Origin of the sequence: Parabacteroides vesiculifaciens, from assembly GCF_049860805.1 — a bacterium.
Taxonomy (GTDB): domain Bacteria; phylum Bacteroidota; class Bacteroidia; order Bacteroidales; family Tannerellaceae; genus Parabacteroides.
Genome location: NZ_CP187555.1, coordinates 3,079,230 through 3,098,301 on the forward strand (window position 1 = coordinate 3,079,230; position 19,072 = coordinate 3,098,301).

The 19,072-nt window shown below is 48.3% G+C and carries 14 protein-coding genes; 5 read left to right on the forward strand and 9 right to left on the reverse strand.

Annotation, left to right across the window (positions count from 1 at the left end; genetic code table 11):
• Positions 1 to 2 precede the first annotated feature (2 nt).
• The 3 genes from ACPYIV_RS12515 (at position 3) to ACPYIV_RS12525 (ending at position 4,119) form a co-directional block, all read left to right on the forward strand.
• On the forward strand, positions 3 to 1,373 hold the full coding sequence (locus tag ACPYIV_RS12515) for a PepSY-like domain-containing protein (RefSeq protein WP_425883279.1): 1,371 nt from the start codon (positions 3 to 5) through the stop codon (positions 1,371 to 1,373).
• A gap of 849 nt (positions 1,374 to 2,222) precedes the next feature.
• Complete coding sequence (gene trmB / locus ACPYIV_RS12520; protein ID WP_293740987.1) at positions 2,223 to 2,981, forward strand: tRNA (guanosine(46)-N7)-methyltransferase TrmB; 759 nt, start codon at positions 2,223 to 2,225, stop codon at positions 2,979 to 2,981.
• Between the two features lie 28 nt (positions 2,982 to 3,009).
• The gene (locus tag ACPYIV_RS12525) at positions 3,010 to 4,119 is read left to right on the forward strand and encodes an Mrp/NBP35 family ATP-binding protein (protein WP_293740988.1); all 1,110 of its coding nucleotides are present in this window, start codon (positions 3,010 to 3,012) and stop codon (positions 4,117 to 4,119) included.
• 97 nt (positions 4,120 to 4,216) lie between these two features.
• Here the strand turns inward: ACPYIV_RS12525 and hutH are convergent, their stop codons facing one another.
• From hutH to secDF, 6 genes are all read right to left on the reverse strand, one after another.
• Positions 4,217 to 5,707 (reverse strand): histidine ammonia-lyase, encoded by a 1,491-nt coding sequence (gene hutH / locus ACPYIV_RS12530; RefSeq protein ID WP_293734383.1) that lies wholly within the window; start codon positions 5,705 to 5,707, stop codon positions 4,217 to 4,219.
• Positions 5,708 to 5,719: 12 nt separating this feature from the next.
• Positions 5,720 to 6,355, reverse strand: coding sequence for a cyclodeaminase/cyclohydrolase family protein (locus ACPYIV_RS12535; protein ID WP_425883282.1), 636 nt, complete (start codon positions 6,353 to 6,355; stop codon positions 5,720 to 5,722).
• Positions 6,356 to 6,573: 218 nt separating this feature from the next.
• Entirely contained in the window at positions 6,574 to 7,824 is a 1,251-nt protein-coding gene (gene hutI / locus ACPYIV_RS12540) for an imidazolonepropionase (RefSeq protein WP_299361848.1), read from the reverse strand.
• Positions 7,825 to 7,827: 3 nt separating this feature from the next.
• Entirely contained in the window at positions 7,828 to 8,733 is a 906-nt protein-coding gene (gene ftcD / locus ACPYIV_RS12545; protein ID WP_425883284.1) for a glutamate formimidoyltransferase, read from the reverse strand.
• A complete protein-coding gene (locus tag ACPYIV_RS12550) occupies positions 8,730 to 10,733 on the reverse strand; it encodes a urocanate hydratase (protein WP_425883286.1) in 2,004 nt (667 codons plus the stop codon). The genes ftcD and ACPYIV_RS12550 overlap by 4 nt, the downstream gene beginning before the upstream one ends.
• 173 nt (positions 10,734 to 10,906) lie before the next feature.
• Complete coding sequence (gene secDF, locus ACPYIV_RS12555) at positions 10,907 to 13,921, reverse strand: protein translocase subunit SecDF (protein ID WP_425883288.1); 3,015 nt, start codon at positions 13,919 to 13,921, stop codon at positions 10,907 to 10,909.
• Between the two features lie 164 nt (positions 13,922 to 14,085).
• Here secDF and ACPYIV_RS12560 point away from each other — a divergent pair, with 164 nt between their 5' ends.
• Both ACPYIV_RS12560 and ACPYIV_RS12565 read left to right on the forward strand, forming a co-directional pair.
• Positions 14,086 to 15,087 carry a DUF4468 domain-containing protein gene (locus ACPYIV_RS12560; protein WP_293734389.1) on the forward strand — a complete coding sequence of 334 codons (1,002 nt, stop codon included), beginning with the start codon at positions 14,086 to 14,088 and terminating at the stop codon, positions 15,085 to 15,087.
• Between the two features lie 8 nt (positions 15,088 to 15,095).
• Positions 15,096 to 15,647: a DUF4468 domain-containing protein gene (locus ACPYIV_RS12565; protein ID WP_425886520.1), complete on the forward strand. Its 552-nt coding sequence runs from the start codon at positions 15,096 to 15,098 to the stop codon at positions 15,645 to 15,647.
• Between the two features lie 347 nt (positions 15,648 to 15,994).
• Here the strand turns inward: ACPYIV_RS12565 and ACPYIV_RS12570 are convergent, their stop codons facing one another.
• The 3 genes from ACPYIV_RS12570 to ACPYIV_RS12580 all read right to left on the reverse strand — a co-directional run bounded on the left by ACPYIV_RS12570 (position 15,995) and on the right by ACPYIV_RS12580 (position 19,057).
• Complete coding sequence (locus ACPYIV_RS12570) at positions 15,995 to 16,996, reverse strand: IS3 family transposase (RefSeq protein ID WP_425886495.1); 1,002 nt, start codon at positions 16,994 to 16,996, stop codon at positions 15,995 to 15,997.
• Positions 16,981 to 17,358 carry a transposase gene (locus tag ACPYIV_RS12575; RefSeq protein WP_425883291.1) on the reverse strand — a complete coding sequence of 126 codons (378 nt, stop codon included), beginning with the start codon at positions 17,356 to 17,358 and terminating at the stop codon, positions 16,981 to 16,983. The genes ACPYIV_RS12570 and ACPYIV_RS12575 overlap by 16 nt, the downstream gene beginning before the upstream one ends.
• Positions 17,359 to 17,428: 70 nt before the next feature.
• Complete coding sequence (locus ACPYIV_RS12580; RefSeq protein WP_293734391.1) at positions 17,429 to 19,057, reverse strand: flotillin family protein; 1,629 nt, start codon at positions 19,055 to 19,057, stop codon at positions 17,429 to 17,431.
• Between the last annotated feature and the right edge of the window lie 15 nt (positions 19,058 to 19,072).

A 19,072-nucleotide genomic window follows, 5' to 3' on the forward strand; every position in this document is an offset into this window, starting at 1 on the left:
ATATGAAAACACTACTACGTGCATTATGTTTAGTATTGAGTTTGTCTCTGGTTTCATTTTTTTACGGATGTTCCAATGACGAAATGGAAAGGACACAAGAAATAGAAGCTGAAGCACTGCCTCCTTACATCAAATCGTTTCTTTCCAATGTCTTCCCCGGTTTAACATTAGAGAAAGCCGAGAAGATCAACATTATAGATTCGACCTCCATGTATCCATACAAAGTATATCTTCCGTATGAAATAACGGTGGAATTTAATGAAGAAGGAATATGGCAACAAGTTAACGCCACTGAACAAACCCCACAAGAACAGCTCAGGCCTCTTTTAAGAGACATACTGTCCTACATCCAAACAAATCACCAGAATGAAGTGATCACCAAGGTCTTTCAGAAAGATCAGGGGACAGGTGTTGTATTGGGAAATAACAAGAAACTGGTATTTCAGTCTTTTGAGAGTCAATTCTTAGGATATGAACTTAATAAAGACGAATATACTTCACTTCCTTCACAAATCCGGAACTTCATATCAACACATTTTCCTGATGTGGACTACAAGGAGGTATTATATAAAGAAAAAGAAGATGAAAAAGACAAGGGGGATTACACCTATCTGATATATCTGGAAAATAATATGGATTTAAGATTCAATCATAATCTGGATTGGACCTTGATTGAAGGAAACGACCAACTGCTGCCGGCTTCGCTTATTGAATCGTTGCCCGAAAAAGTAAAAGAAATGCTACAAGAATATTCTGACGTCGCCGTAACAAGGATGGCTTTTTTCTCTCCCGAATATCATATAAGGATAAGTAGCAGCACTACTGTGATTATTAATCTGAATGCAAAACCGGTCGTTATCCCGTACGAAACCATCAACAAATTCGTCAAAACCTATTTCGGAGAATTGCACCATATAGCAATCAGCCATCCTCTTCATGAAGACAGGATTATTTTCAACATTTCAATTCCCAACGGATTCGATTTCACAACAGATGAGGCAGGACAATGGTTCAAAATGAACGGACATGGCTATCCTGTACCGGAATCGTTAATAGCTACATTACCTTCGGGCATCCATGAATATGTAAGCGCACAATATGACGCTAAAATCACAAGGATAGAAATATCGGATCATTATCTGATCGAATTGACGGATGGTACAGGTCTGCTATTTGATAGACAAGGTATATTTATCAATAAAGAAAAGATAGAACCCAGTGCTTATGACAAGGCCTATTCATATATACGCTATCGATACCCGGAAGATCTCAATGCACATTTCTCTTCTTGGAATGGCAAAGACGGATTTACTTTTAATTTGGGAGATGGAACCGTCGTCAAATTTGATTTGGAAGGCAATTTGATCGAATAAATGAACAGCCGTCGACATCAAAAACAGCTATAGAGACCTGCAAGATACCCTATTCATAAAGAGCTATGTATAAACACTATACCTCAGAGAGGCCCAAAAAGGGCTAAAAAGGCACTCGATAGTTTTTTCAGAAAATGAATCATAATTGATGATTTTCTTGTTACTTTTGGCTTGATCCAAAAGTAACCAAAAGATCAAGGCTTAACCGGCTGGGCTACTCCGGACAAAGACTACGCTTTACGCCCATCCGCTTAGGCCTTTCTTAGAAAGCTGCGCTTTCTCTTGGGATGGCCGATGCCGCCACCTAATATAACAGGCGGCATCGGCCATCCTCAAAGAGCCGTCAGGCTCTATCTCCGGCCTAAGCTGGTGAGCGTTAAGCGCAGTGACCGGAGTGAGCGCCCGGAGCGTCTGCTGTTTGAGCGAAGCGAGTTTCAGACGCGACAGCGAACGAAGGGAACGGAGTAGCTCGCCAGGTTAAGCCTTGAACTTTTGGTTACTTTTCTTTCAAGAGAAAAGTAACAGATAAAATAAGCATCGGATAAACCAATGCATAACCCTGCAATGCCAATCAGAACAAAACGACATAGAGACGAAGAACATTCCGAACAAACAACTATTTATCAATAGATTATCAAAATTATTTCTTTCTGCACATCCAAAATGTAGAGAGTGCCTTTTCAGCCTCTTTTGTCCTTTTCTATATTCCGACACTTCAAAAACACGTTTCAAAGCTCAAAAAGCTATAGCTTTTCCGTTTGCAAGTTATACCCTTTTCGATAAAAAGCTATAGCCTTTTGCCTGACAGGTTATAGCTTTTTTTACGCGTAATTATATTACCTTTGCAACATGGGAAAGAATAAATTAGCAAAGTTTGACGACATGGAGGGTTATCCTCATGTGTTCCAATATCCGTTTGCAACCCTTCAGGAGAAAGGATTCGAATTGAAGGGGCACTGGCACGAACGGTTCTTTAAGAACGACAATCCGATCGTGCTTGAATTGGGTTGCGGAAAAGGAGAATATACGGTAGGTTTGGGAAAGCTGTTCCCGGACAAGAACTTTATAGGCGTCGATATCAAGGGAGCGCGTATGTGGACAGGCGCGAAAGAATCGCTCGAGGCAGGCATGACCAACGTGGCGTTCCTCAGGACCAGCATCGAACTGATCGCCCACTTCTTCGCTGCCGGAGAGGTAGCCGAGATCTGGCTCACCTTCCCCGACCCGCAGATGAAGAAGGTGAACAAACGCCTTACCTCCACCCGATTTATGAAGATGTACCGCGAGATACTGGCAGGAGACGGTATCGTGCATCTGAAGACGGACAGTAACTTCATGTACACCTACACCTCGGAGATGGCGAAGGCGAACCGTTATCCCGTACTGTTCAGCAACGACGACCTGTATCATTCCGACCTCGCGGACGACATTCTTTCTATCAAGACCTATTATGAACAGCAATGGTTAGACCGCGGCCTGAACATCAAATACATCAAGTTTGTTTGTGAAGAGCGGGAAGAACTGGTCGAACCGGAAGTGGAAATCGAATACGACCCGTACCGCAGTTTCAACCGCAGCAAACGGAGTGCATTGGCCTCCGGCAAATGACAAGGTAATTAACAATTAACAATACATTATGGCAATATATCCTAAACTGATCATGGACGCCCTGGCAAAGGTGCGTTACCCGGGAACAGGGAAAGACCTTGTTACGATGGGCATGGTAGAAGACAACATCCGGATCGACGGTAACAAAGTGAGCTTCTCGCTTCTTTTCGAAAAACCGAACGATCCGTTTATCAAATCGGTGGTGAAAGCGGCCGAGACAGCCATCCTTACTTATGTAGGCGAGGATGTGGAAATCAAAGGTAACATCACGGTAGACGCCAAGCAGGCAGCCCGTCCCGAACCGGACAAGCTGCTGCCGGAGGTAAAGAATATCATCGCCGTATCTTCCGGTAAGGGGGGTGTGGGCAAGAGTACCGTTGCCGCCAACTTGGCGGTGGCGCTGGCTCTGCAAGGCTATAAGGTCGGTTTGCTCGATGCCGATATCTTCGGGCCTTCGCAGCCTAAGATGTTCAATGTGGAAGAAGCCCGTCCCTATATGGTGGAGGTAGGTAACCGCGAACTGATAGAACCGGCTGCCAACTACGGAGTTAAACTGTTGTCCATCGGTTTCTTTGTCAATAAGGAAGATGCCGTTCTCTGGCGTGGTGCGATGGCAAGCAATGCCCTGAAGCAGTTGATCGGAGATGCCAACTGGGGAGACTTGGATTACTTCCTGATCGACCTGCCACCGGGAACAAGCGATATCCACCTGACAATGGTACAGACTTTGGCTATCACAGGTGCCATCGTTGTCAGCACGCCGCAGGAAGTTGCATTGGCAGACGCCCGCAAAGGTATCAGTATGTTTATGGGCGAGAAGATCAACGTGCCCGTATTGGGATTAGTCGAGAATATGTCCTGGTTCACGCCTGCCGAACTGCCGGAAAACAAATACTATCTGTTCGGCAAAGAAGGGGGCAAACGCCTGGCGGAAGAGCTGAATATCCCGCTACTGGGACAGATCCCTATCGTACAAAGCATCTGTGAAGGCGGAGACAGCGGGAAACCGGTTGCCCTCAATCCGGACAGCATCACCGGACAGGCTTTCCAGAAGTTAGCAGAGAATGTAGTGAAGCAGATCGACTACCGCAACGAACATTTGGATCCGACAAAACGGGTGGTCATTACTAAGAAATAGAAAGTTTCAGCCCAAATAAGAAGTGTGTCAAAACCGCCCTATTCCCGTGCTTGACGCGAGGACAAGGGAATTTTGACACACCTTCGAACTATTTTCCTTACCCCGAATACCGCCTCAGGAAAGCGACCGTCCGGTGGATTTCGGGATACATGATGATGTCTTCGTCTATGAAGGGAACCTCTTTGCGATAGGCTTTCAAAAATTTCTCCAGGACAGGTGAAGTACGCGCCGGACGGCGGAACTCGAGACCTTGTGCCGCATTCATCAGCTCGATCGCCAGGATATGATCGAGGTTGTCCATAATCTTAAAGAGCTTTGTCGCCGCATTGGCTCCCATACTCACATGATCTTCCTGCCCGTTGCTGGACACGATCGAATCGCTGCTGGCGGCATAACAGTACATCTTGTTCTGGCTCACCATGCTTGCTGCCGCATATTGCGGGATCATAAATCCGGAGTTCAGTCCGGGATTGGCAACCAGGAATTCAGGCAAGCCCCGAAGCCCCATGATCAGCTGCGCCACACGCCGCTCGGAAATATTCCCCAACTCAGCCAAAGCAATTGCGAGAAAATCATAGGAGATCGCCAACGGCTGACCGTGGAAATTACCGCCCGAGATGATCTTGTCCTCGTCGGGAAAGATCGTCGGGTTGTCCGTCACGGAATTGATCTCGGTAAGTAACACACCGGAGACATACCGGATCGCATCTTTCGTCGCCCCATGTACCTGCGGGATGCAGCGGAACGAATACGGGTCCTGCACATGCTCCTTCTTCCGGCCGATCAGTTCGCTGCCCTCCAGAATACGGCGGAAAGCATCCCCCGTCTCGATCTGTCCTTGATGCGGGCGCATCTGCTGGATACAATCCATAAAGGGATCGATCCGCCCGTCGAAGGCTTCGAGAGACAGAGCGGCAATCAGGTCCGCCCGCTTCGACACGGCAAAAGCGCGCATTAGGGCAAAGACTCCGTTAGCACTCATAAACTGCGTGCCGTTCAGCAACGCCAGCCCCTCCTTGCTCATCAGCCGTACCGGCTTCCAGGCAAACTCGTCCAGGACGCTGATAGCCTCCCTCTTCTTCCCTTTATAATACACATCTCCCACACCGATAAGCGGAAGGAAAAGATTCGCCAGCGGAGCCAGGTCGCCCGAAGCCCCGAGCGAACCCCGGTCATAGACGATCGGGAGCACGTCATTATTAAAGAAATCCAGGATACGCTGCACCGTTATCACCTGCACGCCGCTATGCCCCAGTGACAGAGCATGTGCTTTCAGGAGCATCATCAGGCGGACAATCACCGGACTCACCTCATCCCCCACGCTACAGGCATGGCTCTTCACTAAGTTTTCCTGCAAGGTGCTGAGTTCGTCCGGCGAGATATTCTTATTACACAAAGAGCCAAAGCCTGTCGTGATGCCGTAAAGCGGTTCACTCTGCGTCTCGATCTTCCGGTCCAGATAATCGCGGCAACGCTGGATGCGTTCCTTCACTTCCGGGGTCAGTTCCAGCTTCATGTTCCCAGTCAGTATCTCTTCGATACGTTCGAACGTCAACGGTTCCGCCCCCACATAATGTACATTTCCCATAACTTTCAACTTTCAATTTCCAACTTTCAATTGCTCCTGCGTCCAATCCAGTAACTTCTTTTCGATCCGGACGGCTTCCGATTCGAGGAAATCCGCTTTCTCCGCCATCCGTCTGACAAAAGCCTCATCCTTGATGGATGTAAGATTGATGCGGACATTCAGTAAAGCCCCCAGCACACAGGTACGAGCCGTCATCATCGCCACACAGGCATCGGTCACGGCATTCCGGTTACCTTTATGCGCCACATATATGATAGTCTCCATCACCGATGCGATCTCTTCGGCCACTTCCATCGGGACCATCGCCGCCTGTTTCGTCGCGTCCTGGATCACCCGGCTGCGTTCGGCCTTCTCCTCCTCCGTTTCCTTCGGGAGTTTGAAGGCGGCAAAAACGCGGTCGTATGCTTCGCTGTCGCAGTCTATATCGCGGATCAGGCGTTCACGGATAATAGCCGCTTCCGTCGCGATTGTCTTCATCTGGCCTTCCACTTCGGCATATTTTTTCTTCCCGATCGTCAGGTTTGCCACCATCTCGGTAAGCGCTGTCGCAATAGCCCCGTTCAGAGCCGAAATACTTCCACCGCCAGGAACAGGTGCGTTACCTGCCGTTTCGGCAAGAAATCCTTTGATTGTCAAATCTGCAAGCATAGTGTCTATTATTTAAGATTAAACATTTTATTCAGTTTCATTGTAAACAAATGATTTACGGATGTGAAGCCTGGATGGCAGGGCTCTGCCCTGCCCATAACCAGGGCAAGGCGGACGTTATTTTCATTGGGCGGAGTAGAACCCCGCCCCTACGAGCCGTCTTATCAATTCGCAACGGTGAATCATCATTTACTCATACTATTTAATTTTTTATCCTGTCAAATAATATAAAGTACCCCATCTTTAATAACAGTATCTACTATATTCATTCCTACATGATAAGGAAGGAACTTATACGAAGGGAACTTCAACAAGATCAGGTCCGCTTTCTTTCCGACATCGATACTGCCGGTCTTCTTTTCCCGTCCCAAGGCCGCCGCTCCGTTGATCGTCAGTGCAGTCAGAGCTTCTTCGGGAGTCAGCTTCATCTGGATACAGGCCAGGGCGAACAACAACGGGATCGAACAGGAGAAGCAACTGCCCGGATTCAAGTCGGAAGCCAGCGCCACGGCACAACCGGCATCTATCATCCGGCGTCCCGGAGCATAAGGTTCATCCAGCGAGAAAGCGGTAAGCGGAAGCAAAGTCGCGATCGTCCCCGAACGTGCCAGCCGCTTAATGCCGGTGTCGGACACGTGCAACAGATGGTCGGCACTCACGGCTTTCAGGCGGGCAGCCAGTTCGGCGCCCCCGAAAGGCACGATCTCGTCGGCATGAAGTTTCAGCTTGAAACGCTGGCTGCGGGCTGCTTTCAACAAACGTTCGCTTTGTTCGATCGAGAAAACGCCTTGTTCGCAAAAGACATCACAAAAGGTTACGGAGTGTTCCGCACGGACATGGGGTAACACTTCCTCTATTAGATAGTCGACATATGCATCCGTACGCCCGGCAAATTCGGGAGGAACGGCATGCGCCCCCAAGAAAGTGGAGACCACATCCAACGGGTGTTCGTCATTCAGTTCTTTCATTACGCGGAGCTGGATCAGTTCGGTTGCGAGGTCAAGGCCGTAGCCACTCTTTCCTTCGACAGTGGTTACACCCATGTCCATCATTGTGTCGAGACGGTCGTATGCATCCCCGAACAGGTCGTCATAACTGGTGCTGCGGGTTGCATTCATCGTATTGACGATACCGCCGCCCCTTTCCATGATCGACATATAACTGTCTCCCTTCATCCGCCAGGAAAACTCTTCTTCCCGGTAACCACCGAAAACGAAGTGCGTATGACTATCCACAAACCCAGGAAGAAGTGCGCGCCCGGAAGCGTTTACCTCCAGATAGTCTGCGGCATCCACTTGCCGGAGGACTTCCTCGGTCGGTCCCACATGCGTAATAATACCATTCGAAACAGCAACCGCTCCGTCTTCGATCACCCCGACATCAGACATAGCCTTACCTTTCTTCGCCTCAAAGCCGGAGCAGGTCACCACCTGCGCAGCATTCCGTATCAATATCTTTTCTTCTTCCATAGTCTATTCCATTATTCTGGCTTCCAACACCTGATCCATTGAAAAGTCTTCCAGTCCCAAATAATAAGAAGCCGTGTCGATCAACGCCTCCATCGGGAGCAGCCCGATGATCTCGCTCCCGACAACCGGAACACCGTAACGGCGGGCTTCGATGCGTACCAACTCGAAAGCCCGGTAGAGGGCTGTGCGGGTATAATCCGTCATATTGATCGAAACCTGCACGATGCCACGCTCTTTCAGTTCCACTCCCATCGCCTTGCAGTAGCGGAGTCCGCCACCTATGAAGCGGATCTTCTTGGCGATGCTGCTCGCGATTTCCAGGTTTGCCGTACCAAGGTTGACGTTATATGCCACCAATGGCATACGTGCACCGATCGCCACTGTTCCCGCCGACGGGTGCCGTTCGGCAGGCCCGAAGTCCGGTTTCCATTCCGGCAGCTTGATCTTTTCTTCCATACCTTCAAACTCTCCTTTACGGATAGCAGCCAGGTTCTCCCGGTGCGGGGCCGAAGCCGACTTCTCATACAGGAAGACCGGCACTCGATAGAGAGCCGCCACCTTCTCGCCCACTTCCCGGGAGAGTGCGATCGCCTCATCCATCGTACACCCTTTGATCGGGATAAACGGAACGACATCTACCGCTCCCATCCGGGGATGCTGCCCGGAGTGCTTCGTGAGGTCTATCAGTTCCACCGCCTGCCCGATGGCTTCGAGCAGTGCGTCTTTCAAGGCTTCCGGTTCGCCGACTACCGTCACGACCAAGCGGTTGTGATCTTCGTCATTACTGTAATCCAACAGCTTTACACCGGCTTTGGCACGAAATTTATCTACTATCTTTTCTATTTTCGCTAAATCTCTTCCCTCGCTGAAATTGGGGACACATTCCATTATTTTACTCCAGGCACTCATACTTTGTGATTTAAAGAGGTACGTATACTATTTTGAATCAAATCTTCTTTCGGAATAAAAGGCAGCGTGATATGATACCAGTCGCCATAGCTTTCGTTAAAGGCAGCACTCGTAGACATGGCGTTGGGATTCCGGGCCCAGGAACGGCGTGCCACTCCTCCCATCACATCCCAAAGCATGGCGGAACGAAGGATTTCGTCCACCCGTTCGCTTCCGTCCAGCACCATCCCGAAACCACCGTTCACCGCTTTACCGATACCGACGCCACCCCCATTGTGAAGGGCAACAAGGCTCATGCCCCGTGCCGCATTCCCGGCAAAACATTGGACGGCCATATCGGCCATGACGTTGCTTCCGTCATAGATATTGGAGGTTTCCCGGAAAGGCGAATCCGTCCCGCTTACATCATGATGGTCCCGGCCGAGCATGATCGGGCCGACTTCACCGTCGCGCACCATACGGTTGAAGCGGAGTGCGATATTCAGCCGCCCTTCCGCATCCTGGTAGAGGATGCGTGCCTGTGTGCCGACCACGAGCCGGTTCTTCCCGGCATCACGAATCCAGTTGTAGTTATCCATGTCCTGTCCGCGCCGGCTGGGATCGATACAATCCATAGCGGCACGGTCGGTCTTCACCAGATCTTCCTCTTTCCCGCTCAGGCATACCCAGCGGAAAGGCCCGTAGCCGTAATCGAACAGCTCCGGCCCCATGATATCTTCGACATAAGAGGGCCAGATAAAACCGTCTTTCTCATCGATCCCGTTCCGGGAGATTTCCTTCACGCCGGCATCATAGATAGCTTTCATAAACGAGTTCCCGTAATCGAAAAAGTAAGTGCCGCGAGCCACCAATTTCCTGATTACTTCGAAATGGCGATGCAGGGAGCGATCGACCAACGAGCGGAAACGGTCTATATCGTGGGAAAGGAGTTCCGTGCGTTCGGCAAAGGAGATGCCGGCAGGGCAGTAACCTCCTTCATAAACGGCATGGCAGGAAGTTTGGTCGCTCAGCAGCTCGATCCGGATCGCCTGCGAATCGGCAAACTCCAACAAGTCGACTATATTGCCGTGATAGGCAATCGAAACCGGTTTCTTTGCCTGCATAGCTTCCTTTGCCATGCGGAAGGCTTCTGCTTTATCTTCGGTCACATATTGCACCCAGCCCTGCGAATAGCGAGTTTCGATGCGGGAGCTGTCCACTTCGGCAATAATGCTGGCGGCGCCGGCTATAACGGCCGCTTTCGGTTGCGCCCCGCTCATACCCCCGAGTCCGGAGGAAACAAAGAGATGTCCGCGCAAGTCCTGATCCTGCGGAATGCCTAATTTCTTGCGGCCTGCATTTAATAAGGTGTTGAATGTGCCGTGCACGATTCCTTGCGGACCGATGTACATCCAGCCGCCTGCGGTCATCTGTCCATAGTTGGCAACACCCATCTGGGCAGCGACATGCCAGTCTTTCTGGTTATCGAACATACCGACCATCATGGAATTGGTGATAATCACGCGGGGAGCGTCCGGCCTGGAACGGAACAGCCCTAACGGATGCCCGGACTCGATCACGAGCGTCTGCTCGTTTGTCAGTATTTCGAGATACTGCTTGATCAGCCGGTATTGCATCCAGTTCTGGCAAACCTGTCCGGTCTCGCCATACGTAACCAGCTCATAGGGATAAAGGGCTATATCGAAACAAAGGTTGTTATCGATCATTACCTGAAATGCTTTCCCCTCCAGACATCGGCCTTTATACTGGTCGACAGGCTTGGCTTTCAGGTCACCCTCCGGCCGGTAACGGTATCCGTAGATACGGCCACGGGTCAGCAACTCTTCCATAAACTCGGAAGCCAGCACCTCGTGCAACTCTTCGGGAACGTAGCGAAGGGCATTCTTCAAAGCAGTCTCTGTTTGTGCAGGCGTAAGCGAATAGCCGCGATCAGGGGCGCGGCGAATACCGGGAACAAAAGATGGATAAACCGGCAATTGGTTACTCAGGCGTACTTCCATAACATGACATTTTAAGGTGTTTGCTTACAATCTGTAAGTAAATAGCAGAAGTAAGAGGCCTACAAGATAAGCATTCTCTTTCATCTTGCCAACCGGCACGGTTATGTTTAGAAGCACAAAAAGGGCCATTCCATACAAGGAACAGCCCTTTTTTATCGGATTAAAATGTATTCTTATTTACCTGCTTCAGCAGCTGCTTTCTTATTGATCTTTTTCTTCTGCAATTCGTAAGCGATAGGAGTTGCCACGAACAGAGTAGAATATGTACCGATAATGATACCTAACAAGATAGCGAACGTGAAGCTACGGATCGTTGCACCACCCAGGATGAAGATACACAATACAACAACCAAAGTAGTTAATGATGTATTAAATGTACGAGACAAAGTCGAGTTCAATGCATCGTTGATCACCTGGTAACGGTCGCGCTTCGGATACAGGCCGATTGTCTCACGGATACGGTCGAATACAACAACGGTATCGTTGATAGAGTAACCGATGATCGTCAGGATAGCCGCAATAAACGTCTGGTCGACTTCCATAGAGAAAGGCAATACCTTCCAGAGCAATGTGTAGAATGAAATAATACACAAAGTTGTAACAGCTACGGAAGCGAATGCACCGATAGAGAATGAAATGTCACGGAAACGGAGCAAAATGTAAGCCGCCATACAGAACATTGCGAAGATTACAGCTAAGAATGCTGCATTCTTGATATCGTCAGCCATACTCGGTCCCACTTTCTGCGAACTCTGGATATACTGTCCTGTGAACTGATCCAGTGTCGTGCCTGCCGGAAGCAAGCTCTTGACGCCTTCAAACAATTTATTTTCGATTTCCTGGTCGATAGCCGGATCGTTGTCGTCAATCTTATAGTTGGTAGAGACACGAACCTGGTCGGGAGTACCGATCTGGATAACGCTTACCGAACCGTCCAACTGGGCATCCAACATATTACGAACTTCGTCAGTCTTCACATCCTGGTCGAAACGGATCACATAGTTGCGTCCACCCGTGAAGTCGATACCGTTGTTCAAACCGATAGTAGACATGGATATCGCACCTAAAACAATGATACCGGCCGGGATCAGATAGCCTACCTTACGGGCGGCAAGGAAGTTGATCTTCGGATTCGTCAACAGGTCTTTTGTAATAGAAGTCGTAAAGGTTACGTTCTTCAGTTTATCTTTTGCCAACAGCGCTTCGTAAACGATACGAGTCAGGAAGACTGCCGTCAGGAAGGATGCGAACAAACCGATAATCATCGTCGTGGCAAAACCACGGATAGGACCTGTACCGAAATAGAACAATACAACACCTGTGATAATAGAAGTCAAGTTCGAGTCGAAAATAGCAGAGAATGCATTTCCGTAACCATCGGCGATAGCTTTGCTTAATGACTTGCCTGCACGGAGTTCTTCTTTCGTACGTTCGTAGATCAACACGTTAGCATCGACAGCCATACCCAGTGTCAACACCATACCGGCAATACCCGGCAATGTAAGAACAGCCTGGAAGGAGGCAAGGATACCCATCGTGAAGAAGATGTTCAACACCAGAGCGCCGTCGGCGATCAAGCCCGGAATAACTCCGTAGAATGCACACATATAGAACATCAACAATACCAATGCCAACGCAAATGAGATAACACCGGAGTTGATAGCTTCCTGACCCAGAGACGGACCGACAACGTCTTCCTGTACGATACTTACCGAAGCAGCCATCTTACCGGACTTCAATACGTTTGCTAAGTCCTTCGCTTCTTCCGGAGTAAAGTGACCTGTAATTTGAGAACGTCCACCTGTGATTTCCACCTGTACGTTCGGAGCCGAATAAACCATATCGTCCAGAACGATAGCAACCGCTTTACCGATATTTTCTTTTGTCAGGCGGGCCCATGCTTTAGCACCTTCTGCGTTCATGGTCATGCTGACCTGCTGTTCCGAACGACCGGCCTGCTGAACGAAGTCGGCGTTAGCATCCGTTACAACGTCACCACCCAAAGCAGGCGTTCCGTCGCGGTTCGTCATCTTGATTGCATACAAGTAGAAATATTGTTCTTTTTCATCGATAGCCTTTACACCCCATTTCAAAGAAAGGTTACGCGGCAAGATATCTTTTACCTGCTTCATGTTCAGGTATTCGTTGATCTTGGCAATGTCTTTCTTATCGGCAATACCGACAACAGGACCGGAAGCCAACTGTCCGTTATACTGGTTGATTTGCAGGATAGCGAACAACGGATGTTGCTTTGCAAATTCTTCCATGCTCTTGGCAGCCTGTGCTTCAGGTTTGTCTTCACCGATCTTAGCCAACAAAGAATCAGCATCGTTTGTTGTTTCGGCAGCGGCATTGTCGGCAACCACTTCTCCTGTTGCTTCGGTAGCGGTCGTTTCCGTACCTTCGGCAGCAGTATCGTCCGATTTCAGGATTGTAGCCAGCATATTATCGGCTGCAACCAACTGCTGGTAGATTTCCGGCAAGTTGTATGTTTCCCAAAATTCGAGGTTGGCACTACCCTGTAACAATTTACGCACACGTTCCGGTTCTTTCACACCCGGAAGTTCAACCAGGATACGACCTGCTGTTTCCAGACGCTGGATGTTCGGAGATACCACACCGAAACGGTCGATACGGGTACGCAACACGTTAAATGAATTATCGATAGCGCTCTTCAGTTCTTCCTTCAACACAGCAATTACCTGTGCGTCCGTACTCTGCGGAGTGATTTTGTCTTTCAATTCGAAAGTACTGAAAATAGCGGATAAACGGGCGCCATTATCTAACTTCTTATACTCTTCTGCAAATAGATCAATAAAATCCTTCTGACTTGTAGCCTGGTGTGCATAGGCCAAATCCAATGCTTTGTTGAAGTTCTCATCCTGGTTGTTATTTGAAAGCGAGCGGATTACATCTGCCACATTCAATTCCAGAACGACGTTCATACCGCCCTTCAAGTCAAGTCCTAAACTGATTTCCATTTCACGGCACTGCTTGAGCGTATAGCCCAGCCATACCTTCTGAGTAGATAACGAGTCCAAATAAGAACTCTCTTTTACCGGATCTCCACCTGCATACTCAGCGGCTTTACTGTTGTAATGTCTTGTCACGAATGAGAATGACAGATAAAACATACAGACAAGCGTAAGTAACACCGCAAAGACCTTTACAAATCCTTTGTTTTGCATTTGAATCTTATGTTTATGTTATTATTCGTTTTTTCACAGGGTGCAAATATAGGCTTTTTTTCTTTGTCCAACAGTAATTAGATTAATTTATTTGTCACACTCTTAGTTTATTTCAGCCACAATTATATATCTTTGCCCGTAAAAAACATAAGTAAAGAATAACCATGAAGCAACTTTTATTATTAACACTATTTATCCCGACCCTGCTCTGGGCTCAGGACGATTCCAAGTATTTAGCCGGTGCTGTTCCTATTGAGAACGGCAAAGTAGTATTTGCAAAAGAGATAGACGCTCCTTCTTTTTCAAAAGATGAAGTATATGACCGGATGCTGGATTGGGCGGACGGATTCTTCAGCGAAGACGGCAACCGCGTTGTCTATTCGGACAAGGCAAAAGGCGACATCGCCGCTGTAGGACAAACCAACTTAGTGTTCCAGAGCACGGCCCTTTCTTTGGACCGTACGGAAATGAACTATCGCGTCACGATGGAATGCGAGAACCGGAAATGTGTTATGAAAGTGGCCGGTATCCGTTATGAATATAATGTATCTTACCAGCGTGAGCCGGAAAAATACACTGCTGAAGAATGGATTACCGATAAATATTGTTTGAACAAGGACAAGACCAAACTGAACCGCGGCAATGGCAAGTTCCGCAGAATGACGGTCGATTTCGTTGACGAGATGTTCGCCTCCGCCTCTGTCGCTTTAGGTGCACAGGTAGCCGCCAACGTAGTTCCGGCAACTCCGGTCACTCCGGCCCGGGCTGTGACACCTGCCCAGACCACCCGACCGGCAACTCCGGTTCCGGCAAAAGAAGGATATGTGGCTTTTGCCGCCGACAAGGTTCCGTCTACATTATTACAAATGTTGCCCGAAAGCGATATGCAGGTTGCATCTGCCGGTAAACCGGAAACCAAAGAGACATCTGCCGAATGGAAAGGCACAGGTAATATGTTCGGCAAATCGATCGCCTCGATCGCTATCAGCAAAGACAGCCCTGTTTATAAAGAAATAGGAGACAACGACACCTACAGCCTGTCTTTCTTTAAGAAAGGCGAAAGCGGAGATGCCTGGTTGATCATCGACTGCCGCAAACAGGGCGAAACGGCAGAAGGCCAGCAGATAACCGTTATCGGTGAAATTATCAATGTATGGATGAAATAATCCGGATGATGAGAAAGCTGGTTTTCCTTCTATTAATCATGCTCCCTGTGCTGGCAATGGCACAGGGGCATAAAGGCGAAGTCGACGAGTGTGCTCCGATGAAAGACGGGAAAGTATGCTATCGCGACACGGTCCATGTGAATGACATGAGCCAGGATCAGATATTCGAAGTAATCAGCCAATGGGCGAAGAAAAACTATGCGAAAGATGTATTCCTGTCGAATGTCAACTCCAAGAAGTCAAAAGGTACTATCAACGTTTCATCCAAAGTTGAGATGCTGTTGAATGATACGGACAAAACGATCATCAAATACAAGATGAAGATTACCTGCCACGACAATAGTTACTCGGCGGAAGTAAGCAATATCGTCTACCAATACGATCCGGAAAACAATAAGAAATTTAAAACGTATTCGGCTGAAAGCGTGATTTCAAATAATGGCAAGAGTAATACGGTCGCTTTGATCAAAGACCCGAAGTTGTTCTGCAATGCCACGTTCTTCTTTGTCGAGAACCTGTTTGCCAATATCCTGGATGCAGTGAACGAAGCGGAGCTTTAGCATGAAAAGCTAATTCCATAGGCATGGAACAAAAGTTTCACAAGCATGAAACTATATTTTCACGGGCATGAAACTAAAGTTCCCCTATAGAGAAACTATGTTTTCTTTACAGGGGATGTCTTTTCCTGATTTAGCTAGACACTTTTTTTGTTTATAAACGTAATCAATAGACAGATCTTAGAAAGTAGTACTGATAGAGTAGTCACATCTTAAATCTTCATACTGATAATATAGACAAATATCCTCTGCCTTTAGCCGTATTAAGTAGTCACATGCTGGATTTGCAGAGCCCGTGCTTGCTTGTTCGGCAAGACAAATTGCCCCTCGCATGGGGCAGTTTGTCTTCGTCAGATGCGCTGGCATGTGCCCTCGCCCGGACTTGTTGTTCGGCTTTGCAAAGATATTGTATCCATCTGTTTTTCTCTACTTTTTATCGAAGCTTTTTTCTTTTGCCAGATCTTTATCTGTACTCCCTCTTCCTTATGCACTACGCCGGGAGTTTTATAACCGACACTCATGTGCGGTCGGCGGTAGTTGTAGAAGTGGATGTAGCGCCCAATCACACTTGTGGCATGTTCGAGGCTATCGAATACCCCTTGTTTATAGAGGCGTTCCACTTTGATTATCCCATTGACACGTTCCGCCACGGCATTATCCGTGGGCTTGTAATCCTCTGTCATGCTGATGGCAATGCCATAGTGTTGAAGCCGCTCCACGTAGGCATCGCAACAATACTGTACTCCACGGTCTGAATGGTGTATCAGACCTTCCAGATTCTCACTTCCTGTCATCTCCACGGCCTGGTCTATGGCCTGCTGCAATGCTTCAAGCGTAGCGGATGCACGTAGAGTGTTTGCTAGGCGCCATCCCACTATTTTATGAGAATAAGCATCCGTAACCAGATGCAGGTAACAGACATCTCCACCGGCAAGCGGTATATATGTAATATCGCTAACCCACAGTTGATTGGGCGAAGTTGGAACAAAGCCTTTTATCAAGTTTTTCCACTTATGGTAGCGGTGGTTGGAATTGGTTGTGCTCCTGCCTTTGCGGGGAGGAAGCATCAGACGGTGCCGGCGAAGCAGCGTATAGAAGCTGTCGCGACCGGGCATGAACTTCTCTCCGAAGAGGGCGATGAGCATGATCCACAGCTTGTAACCACCAATACCGGGATCCTCACTACGTATCTCACGTACGGTATCCAGCATGAGACGCTCATTCTTTACCTGGACCTCAATGTCTGCCTTGGACTGGTAATAGGCTTGACGACAATGGCCAAACAGACGGCAGGCGGGTGCAACTTTTATTTTGCCCTGCCCGACCAGTTCCGTTACTATTTGGCCCCAGATTTTTTTCTGATGGGAATGTTAAAATACTCTTCTGCACGCGTAATCATTAAATCACGGGCTTCGGTTTCCAACTGCGAGAAGGCAAGCGCCTTCTCTAACTCCTTAACGCGCTTCTTGAGTTGCGCATTTTCATCCTGGTAATCTTCTTTGCTTCGATTGCTCATATCCGTAGGGGCTTGACAAGGAGCTAAAGATACCTCTTTTACCTCTGATTCATACTTCGCCAACCATTTATTTAACAAAGTTATACCACTAATACCATGTTGTTTGCAAAAACGAGTTTTGCTCATACCTGATAGATAATAAGATTGAAGAAGATGCAATTTCTCTTCTTCGCTGTAATGCTGATGTTTTTCCCGCATAGTTATTACACATTTTATTGTTTTTGAATGTGTCTACCTATATCAGTATAAGACAGGAACTTTTTATATATTATAATGTAGGAGCAGGATCATCCTTGCCTTTCTCGTCCGGCTTGATCATGTTCTTAACCGTTTCGCCGATCGGCAGCTTATCCAGTACGCCGAGACTTGGGGCAACAGTCTTTACCAACTGGTTCAGGAAGTTCCCGGTAGCGCCGTTTCCACCATCGAATACGGTAATATTGCCGAGATTGATATGCTCGAAAGCCTTTACCTGTTCACCTGCGATCTCTTTCCACTGGTCGACCATCTTGTATTGGATCGCAATCGCCGGATTCGACTCGGCCGCTTCGACCATCGCCCGGAATCCATCGGCTTCGGCCAGCAATGATTTCTTCTTACCGTCGGCTTCGGCTTCCAGCTTCATGCGGATGGCAGAGGCTTCGGCCTCGGCCTGTGCCAGCAATGCTTTCGCACGTGCTTCCGCCTCGCGGATCGTCTTTTCAGCAACGGCATCGGCCTGGAGGATGGCTTCCTGCTTAGCGACTTCGGCTGGAACAATCTTTTGGGCTTTCAAAGCCGATTCGACCTTTTTGGCTTTTGCCTCTTCCACTTCCTTCTGGGCTATTTCGCGAGCAGCCTGGACAGCGGCTTCCGAACGGGCGGCGGCTTCACCGGCTTTCTTATCGGCATCCGCCTGCGTCACGGCAAGTTCGGAGTTGGAAAGTGCGATGTCTTTACCGGCTTCGTTTCGTCCGATAGCCGCTTTCTTCTCTGCATCGGCTTTTTTGATTTCCATATCAGAGTTCAGTTCGGCAATACGGCTTTCCTTTTCCGTATTGGCTTTCTCTATATTGATATTTTTCTCGGCTTCAGCTTTTGCGACTTGCGATTCTTTTTCGGCATTGGCTATGGCAACCTGGGAAATACGGTCCTTGTCGGCATTGGCTACCGAGATTTCCTGCTGCTTCTTGGTTTCGGCAATCGCGATATCCTGGTCTTTACGAGTTTCGGCCACCTTTGTTTCACGTTCCTTTATCTGGTTAGCTATTTTGATCGCACCTAACTTTTCCTGTTCTTCGATATTGGCCTGCGCCTCATTCAAGGCCTTGCTTTCAGCTTCCTTACCGAGGTTGACGATATAGTTGGCGGCATCGCGAATATCACTGATATTGATATTCATCAGATAAAGACCGAACTTACGGAGTTCCGTATCGATATTTTCACGCACCTTGGACAGGAATTTATCACGGTCGGAGTTCAATTCCTCAATCGTCATATCGGCAATCACCAGACGCATCTGTCCATAGACGACATCCGTAATCAGGTTTTGTTTGTCTTCAGACTGTAACCCGAGCAAACGTTCGGCTGCATTCTGCATCACTTCGGGATCGGTACTGATGGCTACCGTAATCGTCGTCGGCACATCCACGCGGATATTCTGGGCAGACAAAGCGCCGGTCAGTTTGCAATCGATCTGCAAAGGTTTCATCGATAAAAATTCATATCCCTGGATGATCGGCCATACGAATGCAGCACCACCATGATAAAGCTTGGCAGACTTTTCCCCGGAAGTCTTACCATAAACAACCAACACCTCATCACTCTTACATTTCCGGTAGCGCGAAAGGATGCCGATAAACGAAATGATGACCACTACAACCAGTATAGCGATCATGATTAACATCTCCTGTGTCATAATTTTAATAGATTT